Source organism: Enterobacter sp. ECC-249 (assembly GCF_043965265.1).
GTDB lineage: Bacteria > Pseudomonadota > Gammaproteobacteria > Enterobacterales > Enterobacteriaceae > Enterobacter > Enterobacter quasiroggenkampii.
Genome location: NZ_CP143660.1, coordinates 4,233,156 through 4,249,993 on the forward strand (window position 1 = coordinate 4,233,156; position 16,838 = coordinate 4,249,993).

13 protein-coding genes are annotated in these 16,838 nt (G+C 56.6%); 4 read left to right on the forward strand and 9 right to left on the reverse strand.

Annotated features, from left to right (window positions below; translation table 11 throughout):
- Positions 1-33: 33 nt before the first annotated feature.
- A complete protein-coding gene (gene rlmD / locus V1587_RS20115) occupies positions 34-1,332 on the reverse strand; it encodes a 23S rRNA (uracil(1939)-C(5))-methyltransferase RlmD (protein ID WP_371897911.1) in 1,299 nt (432 codons plus the stop codon).
- Positions 1,333-1,389: 57 nt separating this feature from the next.
- Here rlmD and barA point away from each other — a divergent pair, with 57 nt between their 5' ends.
- Positions 1,390-4,149, forward strand: coding sequence for a two-component sensor histidine kinase BarA (gene barA / locus V1587_RS20120; RefSeq protein WP_371897910.1), 2,760 nt, complete (start codon positions 1,390-1,392; stop codon positions 4,147-4,149).
- A 97-nt stretch (positions 4,150-4,246) separates the two neighbouring features.
- Here the strand turns inward: barA and V1587_RS20125 are convergent, their stop codons facing one another.
- The 8 genes from V1587_RS20125 to syd all read right to left on the reverse strand — a co-directional run bounded on the left by V1587_RS20125 (position 4,247) and on the right by syd (position 12,574).
- Complete coding sequence (locus V1587_RS20125) at positions 4,247-5,386, reverse strand: glycerate kinase (protein WP_371897909.1); 1,140 nt, start codon at positions 5,384-5,386, stop codon at positions 4,247-4,249.
- A 77-nt stretch (positions 5,387-5,463) separates the two neighbouring features.
- Complete coding sequence (gene gudD / locus V1587_RS20130) at positions 5,464-6,801, reverse strand: glucarate dehydratase (RefSeq protein ID WP_371897908.1); 1,338 nt, start codon at positions 6,799-6,801, stop codon at positions 5,464-5,466.
- A 15-nt stretch (positions 6,802-6,816) separates the two neighbouring features.
- Entirely contained in the window at positions 6,817-8,157 is a 1,341-nt protein-coding gene (locus tag V1587_RS20135) for an enolase C-terminal domain-like protein (protein WP_395314594.1), read from the reverse strand.
- Positions 8,157-9,512, reverse strand: coding sequence for an MFS transporter (locus V1587_RS20140; protein WP_371897907.1), 1,356 nt, complete (start codon positions 9,510-9,512; stop codon positions 8,157-8,159). Before V1587_RS20140 ends, V1587_RS20135 begins: the two co-directional genes overlap by 1 nt.
- A 307-nt stretch (positions 9,513-9,819) precedes the next feature.
- A complete protein-coding gene (locus tag V1587_RS20145) occupies positions 9,820-10,269 on the reverse strand; it encodes a flavodoxin (protein WP_371897906.1) in 450 nt (149 codons plus the stop codon).
- A gap of 24 nt (positions 10,270-10,293) precedes the next feature.
- Entirely contained in the window at positions 10,294-11,070 is a 777-nt protein-coding gene (gene truC / locus V1587_RS20150) for a tRNA pseudouridine(65) synthase TruC (RefSeq protein ID WP_371897905.1), read from the reverse strand.
- Complete coding sequence (locus tag V1587_RS20155; protein ID WP_023309024.1) at positions 11,067-11,396, reverse strand: YqcC family protein; 330 nt, start codon at positions 11,394-11,396, stop codon at positions 11,067-11,069. Before V1587_RS20155 ends, truC begins: the two co-directional genes overlap by 4 nt.
- A 632-nt stretch (positions 11,397-12,028) precedes the next feature.
- Complete coding sequence (syd, locus tag V1587_RS20160; protein WP_371897904.1) at positions 12,029-12,574, reverse strand: SecY-interacting protein; 546 nt, start codon at positions 12,572-12,574, stop codon at positions 12,029-12,031.
- 69 nt (positions 12,575-12,643) lie between these two features.
- Here syd and queF point away from each other — a divergent pair, with 69 nt between their 5' ends.
- The 3 genes from queF (at position 12,644) to V1587_RS20175 (ending at position 16,778) form a co-directional block, all read left to right on the forward strand.
- The gene (gene queF / locus V1587_RS20165) at positions 12,644-13,486 is read left to right on the forward strand and encodes an NADPH-dependent 7-cyano-7-deazaguanine reductase QueF (protein ID WP_371897903.1); all 843 of its coding nucleotides are present in this window, start codon (positions 12,644-12,646) and stop codon (positions 13,484-13,486) included.
- Positions 13,487-13,602: 116 nt separating this feature from the next.
- A complete protein-coding gene (gene ppnN, locus V1587_RS20170; RefSeq protein WP_008499641.1) occupies positions 13,603-14,967 on the forward strand; it encodes a nucleotide 5'-monophosphate nucleosidase PpnN in 1,365 nt (454 codons plus the stop codon).
- 515 nt (positions 14,968-15,482) lie between these two features.
- The gene (locus tag V1587_RS20175; RefSeq protein ID WP_371897902.1) at positions 15,483-16,778 is read left to right on the forward strand and encodes an HAAAP family serine/threonine permease; all 1,296 of its coding nucleotides are present in this window, start codon (positions 15,483-15,485) and stop codon (positions 16,776-16,778) included.
- The last annotated feature ends 60 nt before the right edge of the window (positions 16,779-16,838 follow it).

Genomic DNA, 16,838 nt, shown 5'->3' on the forward strand with positions numbered 1-16,838 from the left:
CCAGGGCCTGTCGAAGTCGACAAGCCAAACAAATTAGATGTGCTCGAACAACACCATCGATTCCAGATGCCCAGTGTGCGGGAACATGTCCAGCATTGCCAGACGCTGAATCTGGTAACCCGCGCTGAGTAATGCCTCGCTGTCCCGGGCAAGCGTTGCCGGATTACAGGAAACATAGACCACACGCTTCGGCGCGAGTTTAATAATATGTGCCATCACGCCCGGGGCACCGGCGCGTGCCGGGTCGAGCAAAATTTTATCAAAGCCCTGCTTTGCCCACGGCTGTTGGGTGACATCTTCCTCAAGATTTTGATGAAAGAATGTCACATTTTGCAAGCCGTTCTGCCGCGCGTTCTCCTGCCCTTTCGCCACCAGCGCCTCAACGCCTTCCACGCCGACGACGCTGGCCGCTTCTCGCGCCAGCGGCAGCGTGAAGTTCCCCATTCCGCAGAACAGATCGAGCACCCGGTCGCTTTTCTGAACATCCAGCCACGCCAGCGCTTTCGCCACCATCTGCTGGTTAACGCCATCATTCACCTGAATGAAATCCCGCGGGCTGAACGTTAAGCGTAGCCCGTTTGAGGCATACCAGGGCGCCTCACCGGTAACCTGTTCAAGTATCTCGCTTTGTGGTGCAAGGAAAAGCGCCAGGTCGTGGGAATGCGAAAAGCGTTCCAGTTTTTCGCGATCTTTTTTCGACAACGGCGCGGTATGGCGCAGCACCATCAGCGGGCCATTGTTTGCCATGACCAGTTCGACGTGCCCGAGGTGGCGAACGCCGTCCAGCCCGGAGAGGCAGATGCGCACTTCCGGAAGCAATGCCTCAAGATGGGGCACCAAAATGGGGCACTGCTTCACGTCAACGATGTCGCTGGAGCCGGCCTTGCGAAACCCCATCTCCAGCCGCTCCGTTTTTGGCTGATAGCTGAGGCTCAGGCGCGCGCGACGACGATAGCCCCAGGGCATATCGGCGACAATTTCGTTAACGTCATGTTTAAGCAGACGCGCCAGCGCGCGGCTTTTGCTTTTTTGCTGTAATTCTGTGCTCGCATGCTGTTGCTGGCAGCCGCCGCACACGCCAAAATGGGGACAGCGGGGCGCCACACGCTCCGGGCTATCGTTGAGGCGACGCTTAACCTGCCCGCGCGCAAACTGGCGTTTATCTTCCGTCAGCGTAATTTCTGCTCGTTCTGCTGGCAGTAAACCTGTTATAAACAGAGCCTTACCATTGTGGCGTGCCACTCCCTGACCAAACGGATCGAGATCCGTGGCTTCAACAGTGATGATTTGACGCGTCGTCACGCGTCGTTTTGCAGAGTAGAATTGCGCCATTGCCGAGATTTTTCTCACATAAACATAATTATCTTAATTGTCCCATAACGGAACGCCATGACCAACTACAGCCTGCGCGCGCGCATGATGATTTTGATCCTCGCCCCCACCGTTCTCATCGGTTTGCTGCTGAGTATCTTCTTTGTGGTGCACCGCTATAACGATTTGCAGCGACAGCTGGAGGATGCAGGCGCCAGCATTATCGAACCGCTTGCCGTCTCCAGCGAGTACGGCATGAATCTGCAAAACCGCGAATCCATTGGGCAGTTAATCAGCGTACTCCACCGCCGCCACTCGGACATCGTACGCGCCATTTCGGTTTACGACGAACATAACCGCCTGTTTGTCACCTCGAATTTTCATCTCGATCCGGCGGCCTTAAAGATCCCGGACGGTACGCCGTTCCCGCGCCACCTCACCGTACTGCGGCGCGGCGATATCATGATCCTGCGCACGCCGATCGTATCGGAAAGCTATTCCCCCGATGAGTCTGCGCAATCCGACGCCAAATCCAGCAATAATATGCTGGGATATGTGGCGCTGGAGCTGGATCTCAAGTCGGTCCGGCTACAGCAGTACAAAGAGATCTTCATCTCCGGCGTGATGATGCTGTTTTGCATCGGCATTGCGCTGATCTTCGGCTGGCGCCTGATGCGCGACGTGACGGGCCCCATCCGCAACATGGTTAACACGGTTGACCGCATCCGCCGGGGACAGCTCGACAGCCGTGTGGAAGGGTTTATGCTGGGCGAGTTGGATATGCTGAAAAACGGCATCAACTCGATGGCGATGTCGCTGGCGGCGTATCACGAAGAGATGCAGCACAACGTTGACCAGGCGACGTCCGACCTGCGCGAAACGCTGGAGCAGATGGAGATCCAGAACGTTGAGCTGGATCTGGCGAAAAAGCGCGCTCAGGAAGCGGCGCGTATTAAATCGGAATTCCTTGCCAATATGTCGCACGAGCTGCGCACGCCGCTCAATGGCGTGATCGGCTTTACCCGACTGACCCTGAAAAGCGAGCTGAATCCTACTCAGCGCGATCACCTGCACACCATTGAACGCTCGGCCAACAACCTGCTGGCGATCATCAACGACGTGCTGGACTTCTCCAAGCTGGAAGCGGGCAAGCTGATCCTTGAGAGTATCCCCTTCCCGCTGCGCAGCACGCTGGATGAGGTGGTGACGCTGCTCGCGCACTCGTCGCACGACAAAGGCCTTGAGCTGACGCTTAACATTAAAAACGACGTGCCGGATAACGTCATTGGCGATCCGCTGCGCCTGCAGCAGGTCATTACTAACCTTGTCGGGAATGCCATTAAATTCACCGAAAGCGGTAATATCGACGTCCTGGTAGAGAAACGCTCGATCAGCAGCAATAAAGTGCAAATAGAAGTCCAGATCCGCGATACCGGCATCGGTATTCCGGAGCGGGACCAGTCGCGTCTGTTCCAGGCGTTCCGTCAGGCAGACGCCAGTATCTCCCGCCGTCATGGCGGCACCGGCCTGGGGCTGGTGATCACGCAACGCCTGGTGAACGAGATGGGCGGCGATATCTCTTTCCACAGCCAGCCAAACCGCGGTTCAACCTTCTGGTTCCACATTAATCTGGATCTCAATCCGAACGTGCTGACCGATGGCCCGGTGACGGACTGCCTGAAGGGCAAACGTCTGGCCTACGTCGAACCTAACGCTGCGGCGGCGCAGTGTACGCTCGATATCTTAAGCACCACGCCGCTGGAGGTGGTCTACAGCCCAACCTTCTCAGCGCTTGCCGTTGACCATTACGACATTCTGCTGATGGGGATCCCGGTGACCTTCACCGGCGAACTGACCATGCAGCAGGAGCGGCTGGCGAAAGCCGCGTCGATGACCGACTACCTGCTGCTGGCGCTGCCCTGCCACGCCCAGATTAATGCGGAGGAGTTGAAAAATGACGGAGCAGCCGCCTGTCTGTTAAAACCGCTTACCGCGACCCGCCTTCTGCCCGCGCTCACGGAGTATTGTCGTCTTAGCCAGCATGCCCTTCCGCTAATTAACGATGAGCAAAAATTGCCGATGAGCGTAATGGCGGTGGATGATAATCCGGCCAACCTGAAGCTCATTGGCGCATTGCTGGAAGACCAGGTTCAGCATGTTGAGCTGTGTACCAGCGGCGTGCAGGCGGTTGAACAGGCTAAGCAGATGCAGTTCGATTTAATCCTGATGGATATTCAGATGCCGGATATGGACGGTATCCGGGCCTGCGAGCTGATCCACCAGCTGCCACATCAGCAGCAAACGCCGGTCATTGCGGTCACCGCGCACGCGATGGCCGGTCAGAAAGAGAAGCTGCTGAGCGCCGGGATGAACGACTATCTGGCAAAGCCCATCGATGAAGAGAAACTTCATAGCCTGCTGTTGCGCTACAAGCCGGGTCATATTGGCGGAACGTACACGGTTTCCAGCGAGCTGGTAGAAATCAGCGTCAACCAGAACGCGACCTTTGACTGGCAGCTTGCCCTGCGCCAGGCGGCTGGTAAACCCGATCTCGCCCGCGATATGCTGCAAATGCTGGTCGCGTTTCTGCCGGAAATTCGCAATAAGGTGGAAGAGCAGCTGGTGGGTGAAAACCCGGAAGATCTGCTGGACGCGATCCACAAGCTGCACGGCAGCTGCGGGTACAGCGGCGTACCGCGGCTAAAAAACCTCTGCCAGCTGCTGGAGCAGCAGCTGCGTGCGGGCACGCCGGAATCGGAGCTTGAGCCGGAGTTCCTGGAACTGCTGGATGAAATGGATAACGTGACGCGGGAAGCGATGAAGGTGTTGGGGAGCTGAGGTAAAAGCCCGGTGGCGGCTTCGCCTTACCGGGCCTACGATTGCGGGTTCGGCCTGATGCCCTCACCCCGACCCTCTCCCACGGGGAGAGGGAGAACTACATCCCCTGCCCCACTTTCAGCACCGCCGCGATATTTCTTGCGGCCATCCTGACGTTCTCGCCAGCATTTTCCAGCGCGTCTTCCAGCGAGCAGATGGTGTAGATCACGCTAAACACGGCATCAATGCCGTGATCGTGTACCACGCCAACGTCCGCCGTCAGGCTGCCTGCAATACCGATGACGGGTTTGTTAAAGCGTTTCGCCACCTTCGCCACCCCCACCGGGACTTTGCCGTGGATCGTCTGACTGTCAATGCGGCCTTCACCGGTGATCACCAAATCCGCATCGGCCACCTGGTCGGCCAGGTGTAGCGCATCGGTCACGATCTCAATGCCCTGGCGCAGCTGCGCGCCGCAAAAGGCGTACAGCGCGGCCCCCATACCCCCCGCCGCGCCGCCGCCAGCAAGGTTTAGCACGTCGATATCCAGATCCCGGGCAATGACGCTCGCATAGTGCGCAAGCGCGTTGTCCAGGGTGACAATCATTTCTGCGGTGGCGCCCTTTTGCGGGCCAAATACGGCTGACGCACCGTCCTTCCCGGTTAGCGGATTGGTCACATCGCAGGCGACTTCTATCCGGCACTCCGCCAGACGTCTGTCCAGCCCGCTCAGGTCGATACGCGCGAGTTTTCCCAGCTCGCCACCGCCCAGCCCAAGAGGCTGTTCACTCGCGTCGAGCAATTTAGCGCCCAGCGCCTGCACCATTCCTGCGCCGCCGTCATTGGTGGCGCTGCCGCCAATGCCAATAATGATATGCTTAACGCCCGCATCCAGCGCGTGACGAATCAGTTCGCCCGTGCCCCAGGAGGTGGTTTTCAGGGGATTACGCTGCGAAGGCGCAACCAGCTCCAGGCCGCTTGCCGCCGCCATTTCAATAAAGGCGCTCTGCTCGTCACCGGATAAGCCATAAAATCCTTCTACGCGTTCACCCAGCGGGCCCGTCACCGGAACATGCACAATGCGTCCCTGCGTTGCCGCGATCATCGCCTCAACCGTCCCTTCGCCACCGTCCGCGACCGGCAGTTTGACGTAAACCGCCTCGGGAAAGATCTCGCGAAAACCACGCTCTATCGCTGTCGCAACCTCAAGCGCACTCAAACTTTCCTTATACGAGTCCGGTGCGATAACAATTTTCATAAGCCATCCTTACGCATAGTCGTTACGTTAAGCATACACCACGTAAAAGACCGCTCATGGGAGCGGTCCCAATGCGTTTATCGTACCATGCACGGGCGTTTATTGTCGAATGTCCAGTCCGGGATCAAATACTGCATCGCCATCGCGTCGTCGCGCGCGCCCAGACCGTGTTTTTGATACAGCTCATGGGCCTTCATGACCTGGTCCATATCCAGCTCAACCCCCAGCCCCGGCGTGGAAGGCACCTGCACCATGCCACCTTTGATCTCAAACGGCTGCTTAGTGAGACGCTGATTACCTTCCTGCCAGATCCAGTGGGTGTCGATAGCGGTGATTGTCCCCGGCGCGGCGGCGGCGACGTGCGTGAACATCGCCAGAGAGATATCGAAGTGGTTGTTGGAGTGCGAACCCCAGGTCAGGCCAAACTCATGGCACATCTGCGCCACGCGCACCGAACCCTGCATCGTCCAGAAATGCGGGTCGGCCAGCGGAATGTCGACAGACTGCAATGACAGGGTGTGTCCCATCTGACGCCAGTCGGTGGCAATCATATTGGTCGCGGTCGGCAGCCCCGTTGCGCGGCGGAATTCCGCCATGACTTCACGGCCCGAGAAGCCTTGCTCAGCCCCACACGGATCTTCCGCATACGCCAGCACGCCTTTCAGCTGTTTACCAATTTTGATCGCTTCATCAAGCGACCATGCTCCGTTCGGATCCAGCGTCACGCGCGCCTGCGGGAAACGTTTTGCCAGCGCGGTGATGGCTTCCGCCTCTTCTACCCCGGCCAGCACGCCGCCCTTCAGTTTAAAATCGTTGAAACCATATTTCTCGTAAGCGGCTTCCGCCAGGCGCACCACCGCATCCGGGGTCATGGCCTTGTCATGGCGAAGCCGGTACCAGTCGCACTGTTCTTCGGGCTGGCTCTGATACGGCAGTGGCGTCAGCTTGCGGTCACCGACAAAGAACAGATAGCCCAGCATTTCCACTTCGCTGCGCTGCTGCCCCTCGCCCAGCAGCGACGCAACGTTAACGCCCAGATGCTGACCCAGCAGATCCAGCATCGCGGCTTCAATTCCGGTCACCACGTGGATAGTGGTGCGCAGATCGAAGGTCTGCAGGCCCCGGCCTCCGGCATCGCGATCGGCAAAGGTATTGCGCACGGTGTTGAGGACATTTTTGTACTCGCCCAGCGTTTTACCCACCACCAGCGGAATGGCATCTTCCAGGGTTTTGCGGATCTTCTCCCCGCCCGGAATCTCGCCCACGCCGGTATGGCCGGAATTGTCTTTGATAATGACAATGTTGCGGGTAAAGAATGGCGCATGCGCGCCGCTCAGGTTCATCAGCATGCTGTCATGGCCCGCAACCGGAATGATTTGCATGGAAGTAACGACAGGGGTCGTAAAAGTACTCATCGTGTAATCCTTTTATCAGTGACGTCCAAACACAGGGCGCTTACGGTCAAATGTCCAGCCGGGGATAAGGTACTGCATCGGGCCCGCATCGTTACGCGCGCCGCCCGGCAGCTTTTTATACGCCTCATGGGCTTTATGGATCCGATCCCAGTCCAGCTCCACGCCCAGGCCCGGCTCATCCGGTACGGCAATTTTGCCATTGATGATTTCCAGCGGATTTTTCGTCAGGCGGGCTTCCCCTTCCTGCCAAATCCAGTGGGTGTCGATGGCGGTCGGGTTACCCGGCGCTGCGGCGCCAACGTGGGTAAACATCGCCAGCGAAATATCAAAGTGATTGTTCGAGTGACAGCCCCAGGTGAGTCCCCAGTCATCGCACAGCTGGGCCACGCGCACTGCGCCGGAGAGCGTCCAGAAGTGCGGGTCCGCCAGCGGTATGTCGACCGCGTTCAGCATCACCGCGTGACCCATTTCGCGCCAGTTGGTGGCGATCATATTGGTCGCGACCGGCAGCCCGGTGGCGCGACGGAACTCGGCCATGACTTCGCGGCCCGAGAAGCCCTGCTCCGCGCCGCAGGGGTCTTCCGCATAGGTCAGGACATCCCCCAGCCCTTTGCACAGGCTAATCGCTTCATCCAGCAGCCATGCGCCGTTGGGATCGACGGTGATCCGTGCATCCGGGAAGCGTTTTTTCAGCGCCCGGGCCGTTTCAATCTCCTGCTCGCCGGGCAGCACGCCGCCCTTCAGCTTGAAATCTTTAAAGCCGTAGCGATCCTGCGCCGCCTCGGCCAGCCGCACTACCGCGTCGCTGGAGAGCGCTTCCTGGTGGCGCAACTGATACCAGTCGTGGTCGCCCGCGGTTCGGGCCAGATAGGGGAGATCGGTTTTATTGCGATCGCCAACGTAGAACAGATAGCCCAGCACGGTGACCGCATCGCGCTGTTTGCCGGGCCCCAGCAGTTCGCAGACCGGAACCCTGAGCGCCTTCCCCAGTAAATCAAGCAGAGCCGCTTCCAGGGCGGCGACCGCGTTGACGCGCAGTTCAAACGTCCAGGCACCTTTTCCGAACGTATCAAAGTCTGCCGACTGGTTGCCTTTATGCACCCGCTGAACCACCTTGTTCAGGCGAGCAATCTCTTGCCCCACGACCTGCGGCATGGCATCGACCAGCGTCTGGTAAATCACCTCTCCGCCAGGAGCCTCACCCACGCCGGTATTCCCTGCGCTGTCTTTCAGCACGACGATATTACGGGTAAACCAGGCGTTATGTGCCCCGCCAATATTGAGCAGCATGCTGTCCTGCCCGGCCACCGGGATGACTTTCATCTCAGTGACGGTTGGGCTCGATTGCGTTGTCATCATCCACGCTCCGCAACAGGTTTAAGTTCGACGCGTTTGATATCCCCCACCAGCACCAGGTAACTCAGTACCGCCACCAGCGCATGCACACCCACGTAGATTAGCGCACCGTTGAACGATCCGGTGGTGCCGACGATGTAGCCGATAGCGATGGGCGTAACAATCCCGGAGATGTTGCCGAACATATTGAACAGACCGCCGCTCAGGCCGCTGATCTCTTTCGGGGCCGTATCCGCCATCACCGCCCAGCCCAGCGCGCCAATGCCTTTGCCGAAGAAGGCCATCGCCATAAAGCCGATAATCATCCACTCGGCATTGACGTAGTTACAGAACACCATAGTCATGGAGAGCAGCATGCCGAGCACGATAGGCGTTTTACGCGCGATGTTCAGCGAGCCCGTGCGGCGCATCAGCCAGTCGGAGATCACCCCGCCGAGCACGCCCCCCACGAAGCCGCAGATGGCAGGGACCGAGGCGACAAATCCCGCTTTCAGGATCGACATGCCGCGTGCCTGCACCAGGTATACCGGGAACCAGGTGATGAAGAAGTAGGTTAAGGCGTTGATACAGTACTGGCCAAGATAGATCCCTATCATCATGCGCGAGCCGACGAGCTGCCTGATCTGCGCCCATTTCTGGCTGAACGGGACTTTCGCCGTCGAGGATTTCTGATCCATGTTGATCAGCGCGCCGCCTTCCGCGATGTACTCCAGCTCTTTTTTGTTCACGCCGGGATGCTGGTTGGGTTCGTGGATCACTTTCAGCCAGACGAAGCTGATGACGATCCCGAGTCCGCCCATAAAGAAGAACACGTGCGACCAGCCCACCTCATGGGTCAGCCAGCCCATAATGGGCGCAAAGATCACCGTCGCGAAGTACTGTGCGGAGTTAAAAATTGCCACCGCCGTTCCCCTCTCCTGCGCCGGGAACCAGGCCGCCACAATGCGGCTGTTACCCGGGAAGGAAGGCGCTTCCGCTAGCCCTACCAGGAAGCGCAGCGTGAAGAGCGCCACGATAATGCCGAAGCCGCTGAAGATATCGACGAAGCCCTGCAGCAGGGTAAAGGCAGACCAGATGAAGATGGACCAGAAATAGACCCGTTTAGAGCCAAAGCGGTCCAGCAGCCAGCCGCCAGGGATTTGCCCGATGACGTAGGCCCATGAGAATGCGGAGAAAACGTAACCCATGCCCACCGGATCGAGGCCGATATCTTTTGCCATTTCCGAACCGGCAATCGACAGCGTGGCGCGGTCACCATAGTTAAAGGACGTGACGATAAACAGCATCACCACTATCCAGTAGCGGGCATTGGTGCGCTTTTCAGCGCTGCTCGCCGCGTGGCTTAATGTACTCATTGTTGCACTCCTGAAACATAGCTTTCGCCTGGTTCATTCTGTACAGCACCGGTAGGGTAAGCAGAATGAGATTGGTTTTGTCGTTTTGGTACGGCCTGACGCCGTTTTATAGTGACCGGAAAAGTATATGAAGGAGTGGCGCTTCTACTCACCGTGCAAAAACACAGTATTAAAGGGTGTGAGGGAGGTTGTTTAGGGCATAAGCCCAGAGGAGTGGAAGGTAGTTCACGGAAATGGCGTTTGGTGCGGGATGTAATGCCGGGTGGCGGCTACGCCTGACCCGGCCTACCATTGGTATCGCGCAGGGTTATTTAAGCAGCGTTGCCCAGTGTTCGACCCACGGGTTTGATTCGCTTTCTGGCTCCGGGTGCTCACCCGCATCAATCAGCAGCATCTCGCCAACGCGCTGGGCGCTCTGCTCCTGCAGGAGCGCATCAAACTGCTTCCCGCCGCCGCAGAAGTTGGCGTAAGAGCTGTCGCCGAGGGCGATGATGCCGTAGTGAACATCTGGCTGATAGCCAAGCTGGTCTTTAATGCCCTGGAACAGCGGCATGATGCTGTCCGGCAGATCGCCCTGCCCGGTGGTGGAGGTCACCACCAGAATGTATTTATCTTTATACTTTTCCCAGTCCGCCAGCTCCGGATCTTCATAGACCGTGGCTTTATGGCCCTGGCCTGCCAGAATCGCTTCCGCCTCTTCCGCGACCAGCAGCGAGTTGCCGTACATTGTGCCGACAAAAATGCCTACTTCAGCCATGCTATTTTCCCATAATGAATGCGTTTACTGTTCATCCTGAACGTTGCCCGGTACAAACTCAACCCTTTCATTTTCGGGGAGTTGTCCCAGCCAGCCAAACTGTGACAGCGCCTGCATCCAGACGTCGTCCAGCCCCGCGCGGATAGTCAGCGGCTCGCCGGTAAACGGGTGCGTCAGGCTGAGCTCGCTTGCGTGTAGCATCAGACGATGGCAGCCAAAGTGTTCGGCCGCGCTGCGGTTCTGGCGTAAATCACCGTGTTTGCTGTCGCCAATAATCGGGTGGCGCAGATGCGCAAGGTGGCGTCGCAGCTGGTGCTTACGCCCGGTTTTGGGCAGAAGCTCAACCAGGCTGTAGCGTGTGGTCGGAAATTTGCTGGTGGCCACCGGCATTTCCGTCGTCGCCATGCCGCGATAATCCGTCACGGCGGGCTGCGGGCCTTTGTCATCGCGGGCAAATTTATCGGCGATTTTGTCCAGCTCCTCCACCAGCGGGTAGTCCAGGGTGGCGGACTCGGTCAGCCAGCCACGCACGATCGCGTGATAGCGCTTCTGGATCTGGTGCTGTTCAAACTGCTGCGCCAGCAGACGGCCAGCTTCGCTGGAAAGCCCCATCAGCAGCACGCCGGAGGTCGGCCGGTCGAGACGATGGGCGGTAAAAACATGCTGACCAATCTGGTCGCGAACGGTCTGCATCACCACCACTTTCTCGTCGCGATCCAGCCAGCTGCGGTGCACCAGCCAGCCTGACGGTTTATTCACCGCCACCAGCCACTCGTCCTGATAGAGGATCTCAAGCGTCATGCATCTTCACCGGCAAACAGGGCATCCAGTTTTTCCAGTTCGACCAGCATGACGTCGCGCGCAGGGTGCGTCGCCTCGAGCGCCATTTCATAATAGGGAGAGACAGCAAACGCCTGGGGCAAGGGGTGCCCCCCCTCAAGCAGGGCGTGCATGCGCGGAATTAACACCCACTGCAGCCACTCGAAAGGCGCCAGCGTATCCAGGCAAAAGGGCTGGGTGCTGGCGAACGCTTCTGGCTGCGGCGCGGTCTCCTGCCACAGCTGATGTTGGCGCAAAAGGGCTTCGATGGCGTGCAACTGAGCACGAACGCTATCGTGTTGCGTCATAGTAACCTCAACTGAAAAAGTGAACGGCGCGCAGCATAGCATTGCGAAAGGCAGAAATAAAAAAAGGGAGCACTGTAAAAACAGTGCTCCCGGTTCGTTCCGCAGCATTCCAGCTACAATTCGTGCTCCCTGCTCATCCGTGACAACTTTTCCTGAAGCCCGAAGGCCTGGTCATCCGTCTACCTTTTGCATCCTTCACACATCTTCCTGACGTGTTTGTTTCATCCTGAAACGTCCTGGCCTTCCTGACCCACCGACCATCCTGACCGGCTCTCGTTCTCCTTCCTGGAGGTGTCCCTTACGCATCCTGCGTTATCCACTTCGCTTCATCCTGAAGCCTTCCTGCAGCGCCATCCTGACGAGTCCTGAGTGAGAAACGCCATCATCCTGATGTTCGTTTCTCGTGTCGGCTTCCTGTCGACGGAGATAGAATCCGCTATTCCGCTTCGTCTTACAACCCACTCAGCCAGCGTTGTAAGACGCAGTGACTCCCTAAAAATAATAGGATGAACAACTAATCCATTGAAAAATAGAGTGATATTAATCTGAATTTAATGAGGTAATACTGAATGTTCCAGCGATCTCTCACAAACCTTGTAAGAGATCTCTCACACGCGCTCTAGCAGCATGGATTACAGAAGGGGCTCAAGTCGGGTGAGGAAATCCGCAAGAGAGGGAGCGAGAGTCTCGCGATTGCGGGTGCCGATAGTCTCTTTAACCACTGCACCTGACAGGTTACAGACGGAGATAACGTCAAGTTCGCTGTCCAGCGTGGCAATAAAGAGCGTCGGAGAAAGCTTCAGGCGCTTTTGTGTGACCAGATGACCAATCAGGTTTTCCTGAACACGCTGCAGATCGTCTTCGCTCCAGGTCTGCAACAGCGTCAGCGTGATATCAGCAAAGCGCGCGGGCATATCCCCTGCGAACTGCGTGGTATAAAACGCATGAACCGCTGGTTGTACCACAATGTCCATTGCCCGTTCAACCGCATTTACATTTTGCTCGCCGGTAGTGGGCTTCGGCTGCCAGATAACGCAATCGTCGAGCGAAGAGATAATGCACGGCGAGGGTACGCCATATAAATCAGTACTTTGCGGCCACGATCCCTGCTTTCCATGCCATGCGTCGCAATAGCGGGTCGTGAAGGTAGTGAGGGCATTTGCAGTTTCGATGTCCACCGATTTCTCTCTTCTTGTCAGACAGGATAAACTCAGCCCATAAGTGTACCTGTAAAGTGGCTATGAAACATGTCTTACGAAAATCATCAGGCGTTAACCGGCTTAACGCTGGGTAAATCGACCGATTACCGCGATACCTACGATGCGAGCCTGCTGCAGGGCGTGCCGCGCAGCCTGAACCGCGATCCTCTGGGCCTGCATGCTGACGCGTTGCCGTTTGTCGGCGGCGATATCTGGACGCTGTACGAACTCTCGTGGCTCAACGCGCGCGGCCTGCCGCAGGTGGCGGTGGGCCACGTTGAGCTGGACCACGCCAGCGTAAATCTCGTCGAGTCCAAAAGCTTTAAGCTCTATCTCAACAGCTTTAACCAGACAAAATTCAACAGCTGGGACGACGTTCAGCACACCCTGGAACGTGATTTAAGCGCCTGCGCGCAGGGAAAGGTGAGCGTCTCGCTGTATCGCCTGCACGAGCTGGAAGGGCAGCCTGTCGCCCACTTCAACGGAACCTGCATCGACGATCAGGATATTGAAGTGGAAAATTATGAATTCAGCGCCGATTACCTCGAAGACGCGGCGAGCGGCAAGGTGGTTGAAGAGACGCTGGTCAGTCATCTGCTGAAATCCAACTGCCTGATCACGCATCAGCCGGACTGGGGCTCGGTGCAGATCCAGTACCGCGGCCCGAAAATTGACCGGGAAAAATTGCTGCGCTACCTGGTGTCGTTCCGCCATCACAATGAATTCCACGAGCAGTGCGTGGAGCGTATCTTTAGCGATATCCAGCGCTTCTGCCAGCCAGAAAAATTGAGCGTTTACGCGCGCTACACCCGCCGCGGCGGTCTGGACATCAACCCGTGGCGCACCAACACCGATTTTGTGCCGGCAACGGGCCGGCTGGTGCGTCAGTAATATAAATATTTTCACAATATGCGCGGTATCTTCCGCGCTTTAGGTTGTGAAACGTCACGCGCCAGGGCTATTGTAATCAACAGGGAAAGACGATAATCGTCCCGTAAGGAGCTCACTTGATTACACATATTAGCCCGCTTGGCTCAATGGATATGTTGTCGCAACTGGAAGTGGACATGCTTAAACGCACGGCCAGCAGCGATCTTTATCAACTGTTTCGTAACTGTTCACTTGCCGTTCTGAACTCCGGAAGCCTGACAGATAACAGTAAAGAACTGCTGTCCCGCTTCGAAAGCTTTGATATCAACGTGCTGCGCCGCGAGCGCGGCGTGAAGCTTGAAGTCATCAACCCGCCGGAAGAGGCGTTTGTCGACGGACGCATCATTCGTTCACTTCAGGCTAACCTGTTTGCCGTGCTACGTGACATCCTGTTTGTTAACGGGCAGATCCACAACGCAGGCCGTTTCCAGCATCTTGACCTGGAAAGCTCGGTCCATATCACCAACCTGGTGTTCTCCATTTTGCGTAACGCCCGTGCCCTGCACGTTGGTGAAGCACCGAACATGGTCGTCTGCTGGGGCGGTCACTCCATTAACGAAACCGAATACCTTTATGCGCGTCGGGTGGGTACCCAGCTCGGCCTGCGCGAGCTGAATATCTGTACCGGCTGTGGTCCGGGTGCGATGGAAGCGCCAATGAAAGGTGCGGCGGTTGGGCATGCGCAGCAGCGTTATAAAGAGGGGCGGTTTATCGGCATGACCGAGCCGTCAATCATCGCCGCTGAGCCACCTAACCCGCTGGTCAACGAACTGATTATCATGCCGGATATCGAGAAACGTCTTGAGGCGTTTGTCCGTATCGCCCACGGCATTATCATCTTCCCGGGCGGCGTGGGGACGGCGGAAGAGCTGCTCTACCTGCTGGGTATTCTGATGAATCCGGCCAACAAAGATCAGGTTCTGCCGCTGATCCTGACCGGGCCAAAAGAGAGCGCCGACTACTTCCGCGTGCTGGACGAATTTATCGTGCACACGCTGGGGGAAGCCGCACGTCGTCACTATCGCATCATCATTGACGATGCCGCAGAAGTGGCGCGCCAGATGAAGAAAGCGATGCCGTTGGTGAAAGAGAACCGTCGCGATACCGGTGATGCCTACAGCTTTAACTGGTCAATCCGCATTGCGCCGGATCTGCAGATCCCGTTCGAGCCTTCACACGAGAACATGGCGAACCTGAAACTCTACCCGGACCAGCCGGTGGAGGTTCTGGCCGCCGATCTGCGTCGTGCCTTCTCCGGGATTGTGGCGGGCAACGTCAAAGAGGTGGGCATCCGCGCCATTGAGCAGTACGGTCCGTACAAGATCCACGGCGACCCGGAGATGATGCGCCGTATGGACGACATGCTGCAGGGCTTTGTCGCCCAGCACCGCATGAAGCTGCCGGGCTCTGCCTATATTCCTTGCTACGAAATCTGCACATAACGCTTAGCGGTATCTCATTAAAGCCGGGTCGCCCTGTCGCGCGTCCCGGCTTTTTTTATTCCCGATGTAATTCATAGGTATCACTTATATCTTTTACAAAATTATCACAAACGCAAACGATTACCTCATTTTTACAACCGTGAGTTATCAGCCTTAATCCAAATTACCTGCCAGAAAATACTAAAAACCCATTTCTTTACAGCTAAAGACACCTATATCGCGGCTCAGTCTTTCAGCTCACATGTCGTTGGTGGTAGCCTTCGCGCCCGTAAATTCTCTTTGATGTTTTTTTAACAGATAAATGGTCTAAAGATGCCCACATCATAAGTGGATTATTGCATTTGGGATCACGATCACTGATAGATTCATTACTAGAATGTATCTTTCCGCCCGCCAATAGTTACGGGCAAAAATTATTAAAAAACCGTCACTGAACGAATTTCATATTACCGTCAGGCACTTTTTCATCGGATTTGACTAAAAACCTGACAATTCGCTTCCTCCAGGAGATACAGATGGAAACCACTCAAACCAGCACCGTTGCTTCGATTGAATCCCGAAGTGGTTGGCGCAAAACGGATACCATGTGGATGCTTGGCCTTTACGGCACAGCAATCGGCGCTGGTGTACTGTTCCTTCCTATCAACGCAGGCGTCGGCGGTCTGATCCCGCTGATCATTATGGCTATCATTGCTTTCCCGATGACCTTCTTTGCACACCGCGGTCTGACCCGCTTCGTGCTGTCCGGTAAAAACCCGGGCGAAGACATCACTGAAGTGGTTGAAGAGCATTTCGGCGTTGGCGCAGGTAAGCTGATTACCCTGCTCTACTTCTTCGCGATTTACCCTATTCTGCTGGTCTACAGCGTGGCGATCACCAACACCGTAGAAAGCTTCATGATGCACCAGCTGCACATGACGCCGCCACCGCGTGCGATTCTGTCTCTGATCCTGATTGTGGGCATGATGACCATCGTGCGCTTCGGTGAGCAGATGATTGTGAAAGCAATGAGCGTACTGGTCTTCCCGTTCGTGATTGCTCTGATGGTACTGGCTTGCTACCTGATCCCACAGTGGAACGGTGCAGCGCTGGAAACCCTGTCCCTGAGCAGCGCATCGGCAACCGGTAACGGCCTGCTGATGACCCTCTGGCTGGCGATTCCGGTGATGGTGTTCTCTTTCAACCACTCCCCAATCATCTCTTCTTTCGCCGTTGCGAAACGTGAAGAGTACGGTAATGGCGCAGAGAAGAAGTGCTCCAGCATCCTGGCACGCGCTCACATCATGATGGTTCTGACCGTTATGTTCTTCGTCTTCAGCTGCGTACTGAGCCTCTCCCCGGCGGACCTGGCGGCAGCGAAAGAGCAGAACATCTCTATTCTGTCTTACCTGGCAAACCACTTTAACGCACCGGTCATTGCGTGGATGGCACCTATCATCGCGATTATCGCCATCACCAAATCCTTCCTGGGCCACTACCTCGGCGCACGTGAAGGCTTCAACGGTATGGTGATTAAATCTCTGCGCGGTAAAGGCAAGAGCATTGAAATCAACAAGCTGAACAAAATCACTGCACTGTTCATGCTGCTCACCACCTGGGCGGTAGCAACGCTGAACCCAAGCATCCTGGGCATGATCGAAACCCTGGGCGGCCCGGTCATCGCGATGATTCTGTTCCTGATGCCGATGTACGCGATTCAGAAAGTCCCAGCTATGCGTAAGTACAGCGGTCATGTGAGCAACGCCTTTGTGGTTATCATGGGTCTTATCGCAATCTCTGCGATCTTCTACTCCCTGTACACCATGTTCTGATTATCACCCGCGCCGTCTTCGGACGGCGCACTCCTCCCTCTCTGACTGAAAGCAATGGAC

What these genes read in the sequence shown, in the direction of transcription:
- rlmD (WP_371897911.1), bottom strand. Translation starts at nt 1,332, where the DNA reads ATGGCGCAATTCTACTCTGCAAAACGACGCGTGACGACGCGTCAAATC.
- barA (WP_371897910.1), top strand. Translation starts at nt 1,390, where the DNA reads ATGACCAACTACAGCCTGCGCGCGCGCATGATGATTTTGATCCTCGCC.
- V1587_RS20125 (WP_371897909.1), bottom strand. Translation starts at nt 5,386, where the DNA reads ATGAAAATTGTTATCGCACCGGACTCGTATAAGGAAAGTTTGAGTGCG.
- gudD (WP_371897908.1), bottom strand. Translation starts at nt 6,801, where the DNA reads ATGAGTACTTTTACGACCCCTGTCGTTACTTCCATGCAAATCATTCCG.
- V1587_RS20135 (WP_395314594.1), bottom strand. Translation starts at nt 8,157, where the DNA reads ATGACAACGCAATCGAGCCCAACCGTCACTGAGATGAAAGTCATCCCG.
- V1587_RS20140 (WP_371897907.1), bottom strand. Translation starts at nt 9,512, where the DNA reads ATGAGTACATTAAGCCACGCGGCGAGCAGCGCTGAAAAGCGCACCAAT.
- V1587_RS20145 (WP_371897906.1), bottom strand. Translation starts at nt 10,269, where the DNA reads ATGGCTGAAGTAGGCATTTTTGTCGGCACAATGTACGGCAACTCGCTG.
- truC (WP_371897905.1), bottom strand. Translation starts at nt 11,070, where the DNA reads ATGACGCTTGAGATCCTCTATCAGGACGAGTGGCTGGTGGCGGTGAAT.
- V1587_RS20155 (WP_023309024.1), bottom strand. Translation starts at nt 11,396, where the DNA reads ATGACGCAACACGATAGCGTTCGTGCTCAGTTGCACGCCATCGAAGCC.
- queF (WP_371897903.1), top strand. Translation starts at nt 12,644, where the DNA reads ATGTCTTACGAAAATCATCAGGCGTTAACCGGCTTAACGCTGGGTAAA.
- V1587_RS20175 (WP_371897902.1), top strand. Translation starts at nt 15,483, where the DNA reads ATGGAAACCACTCAAACCAGCACCGTTGCTTCGATTGAATCCCGAAGT.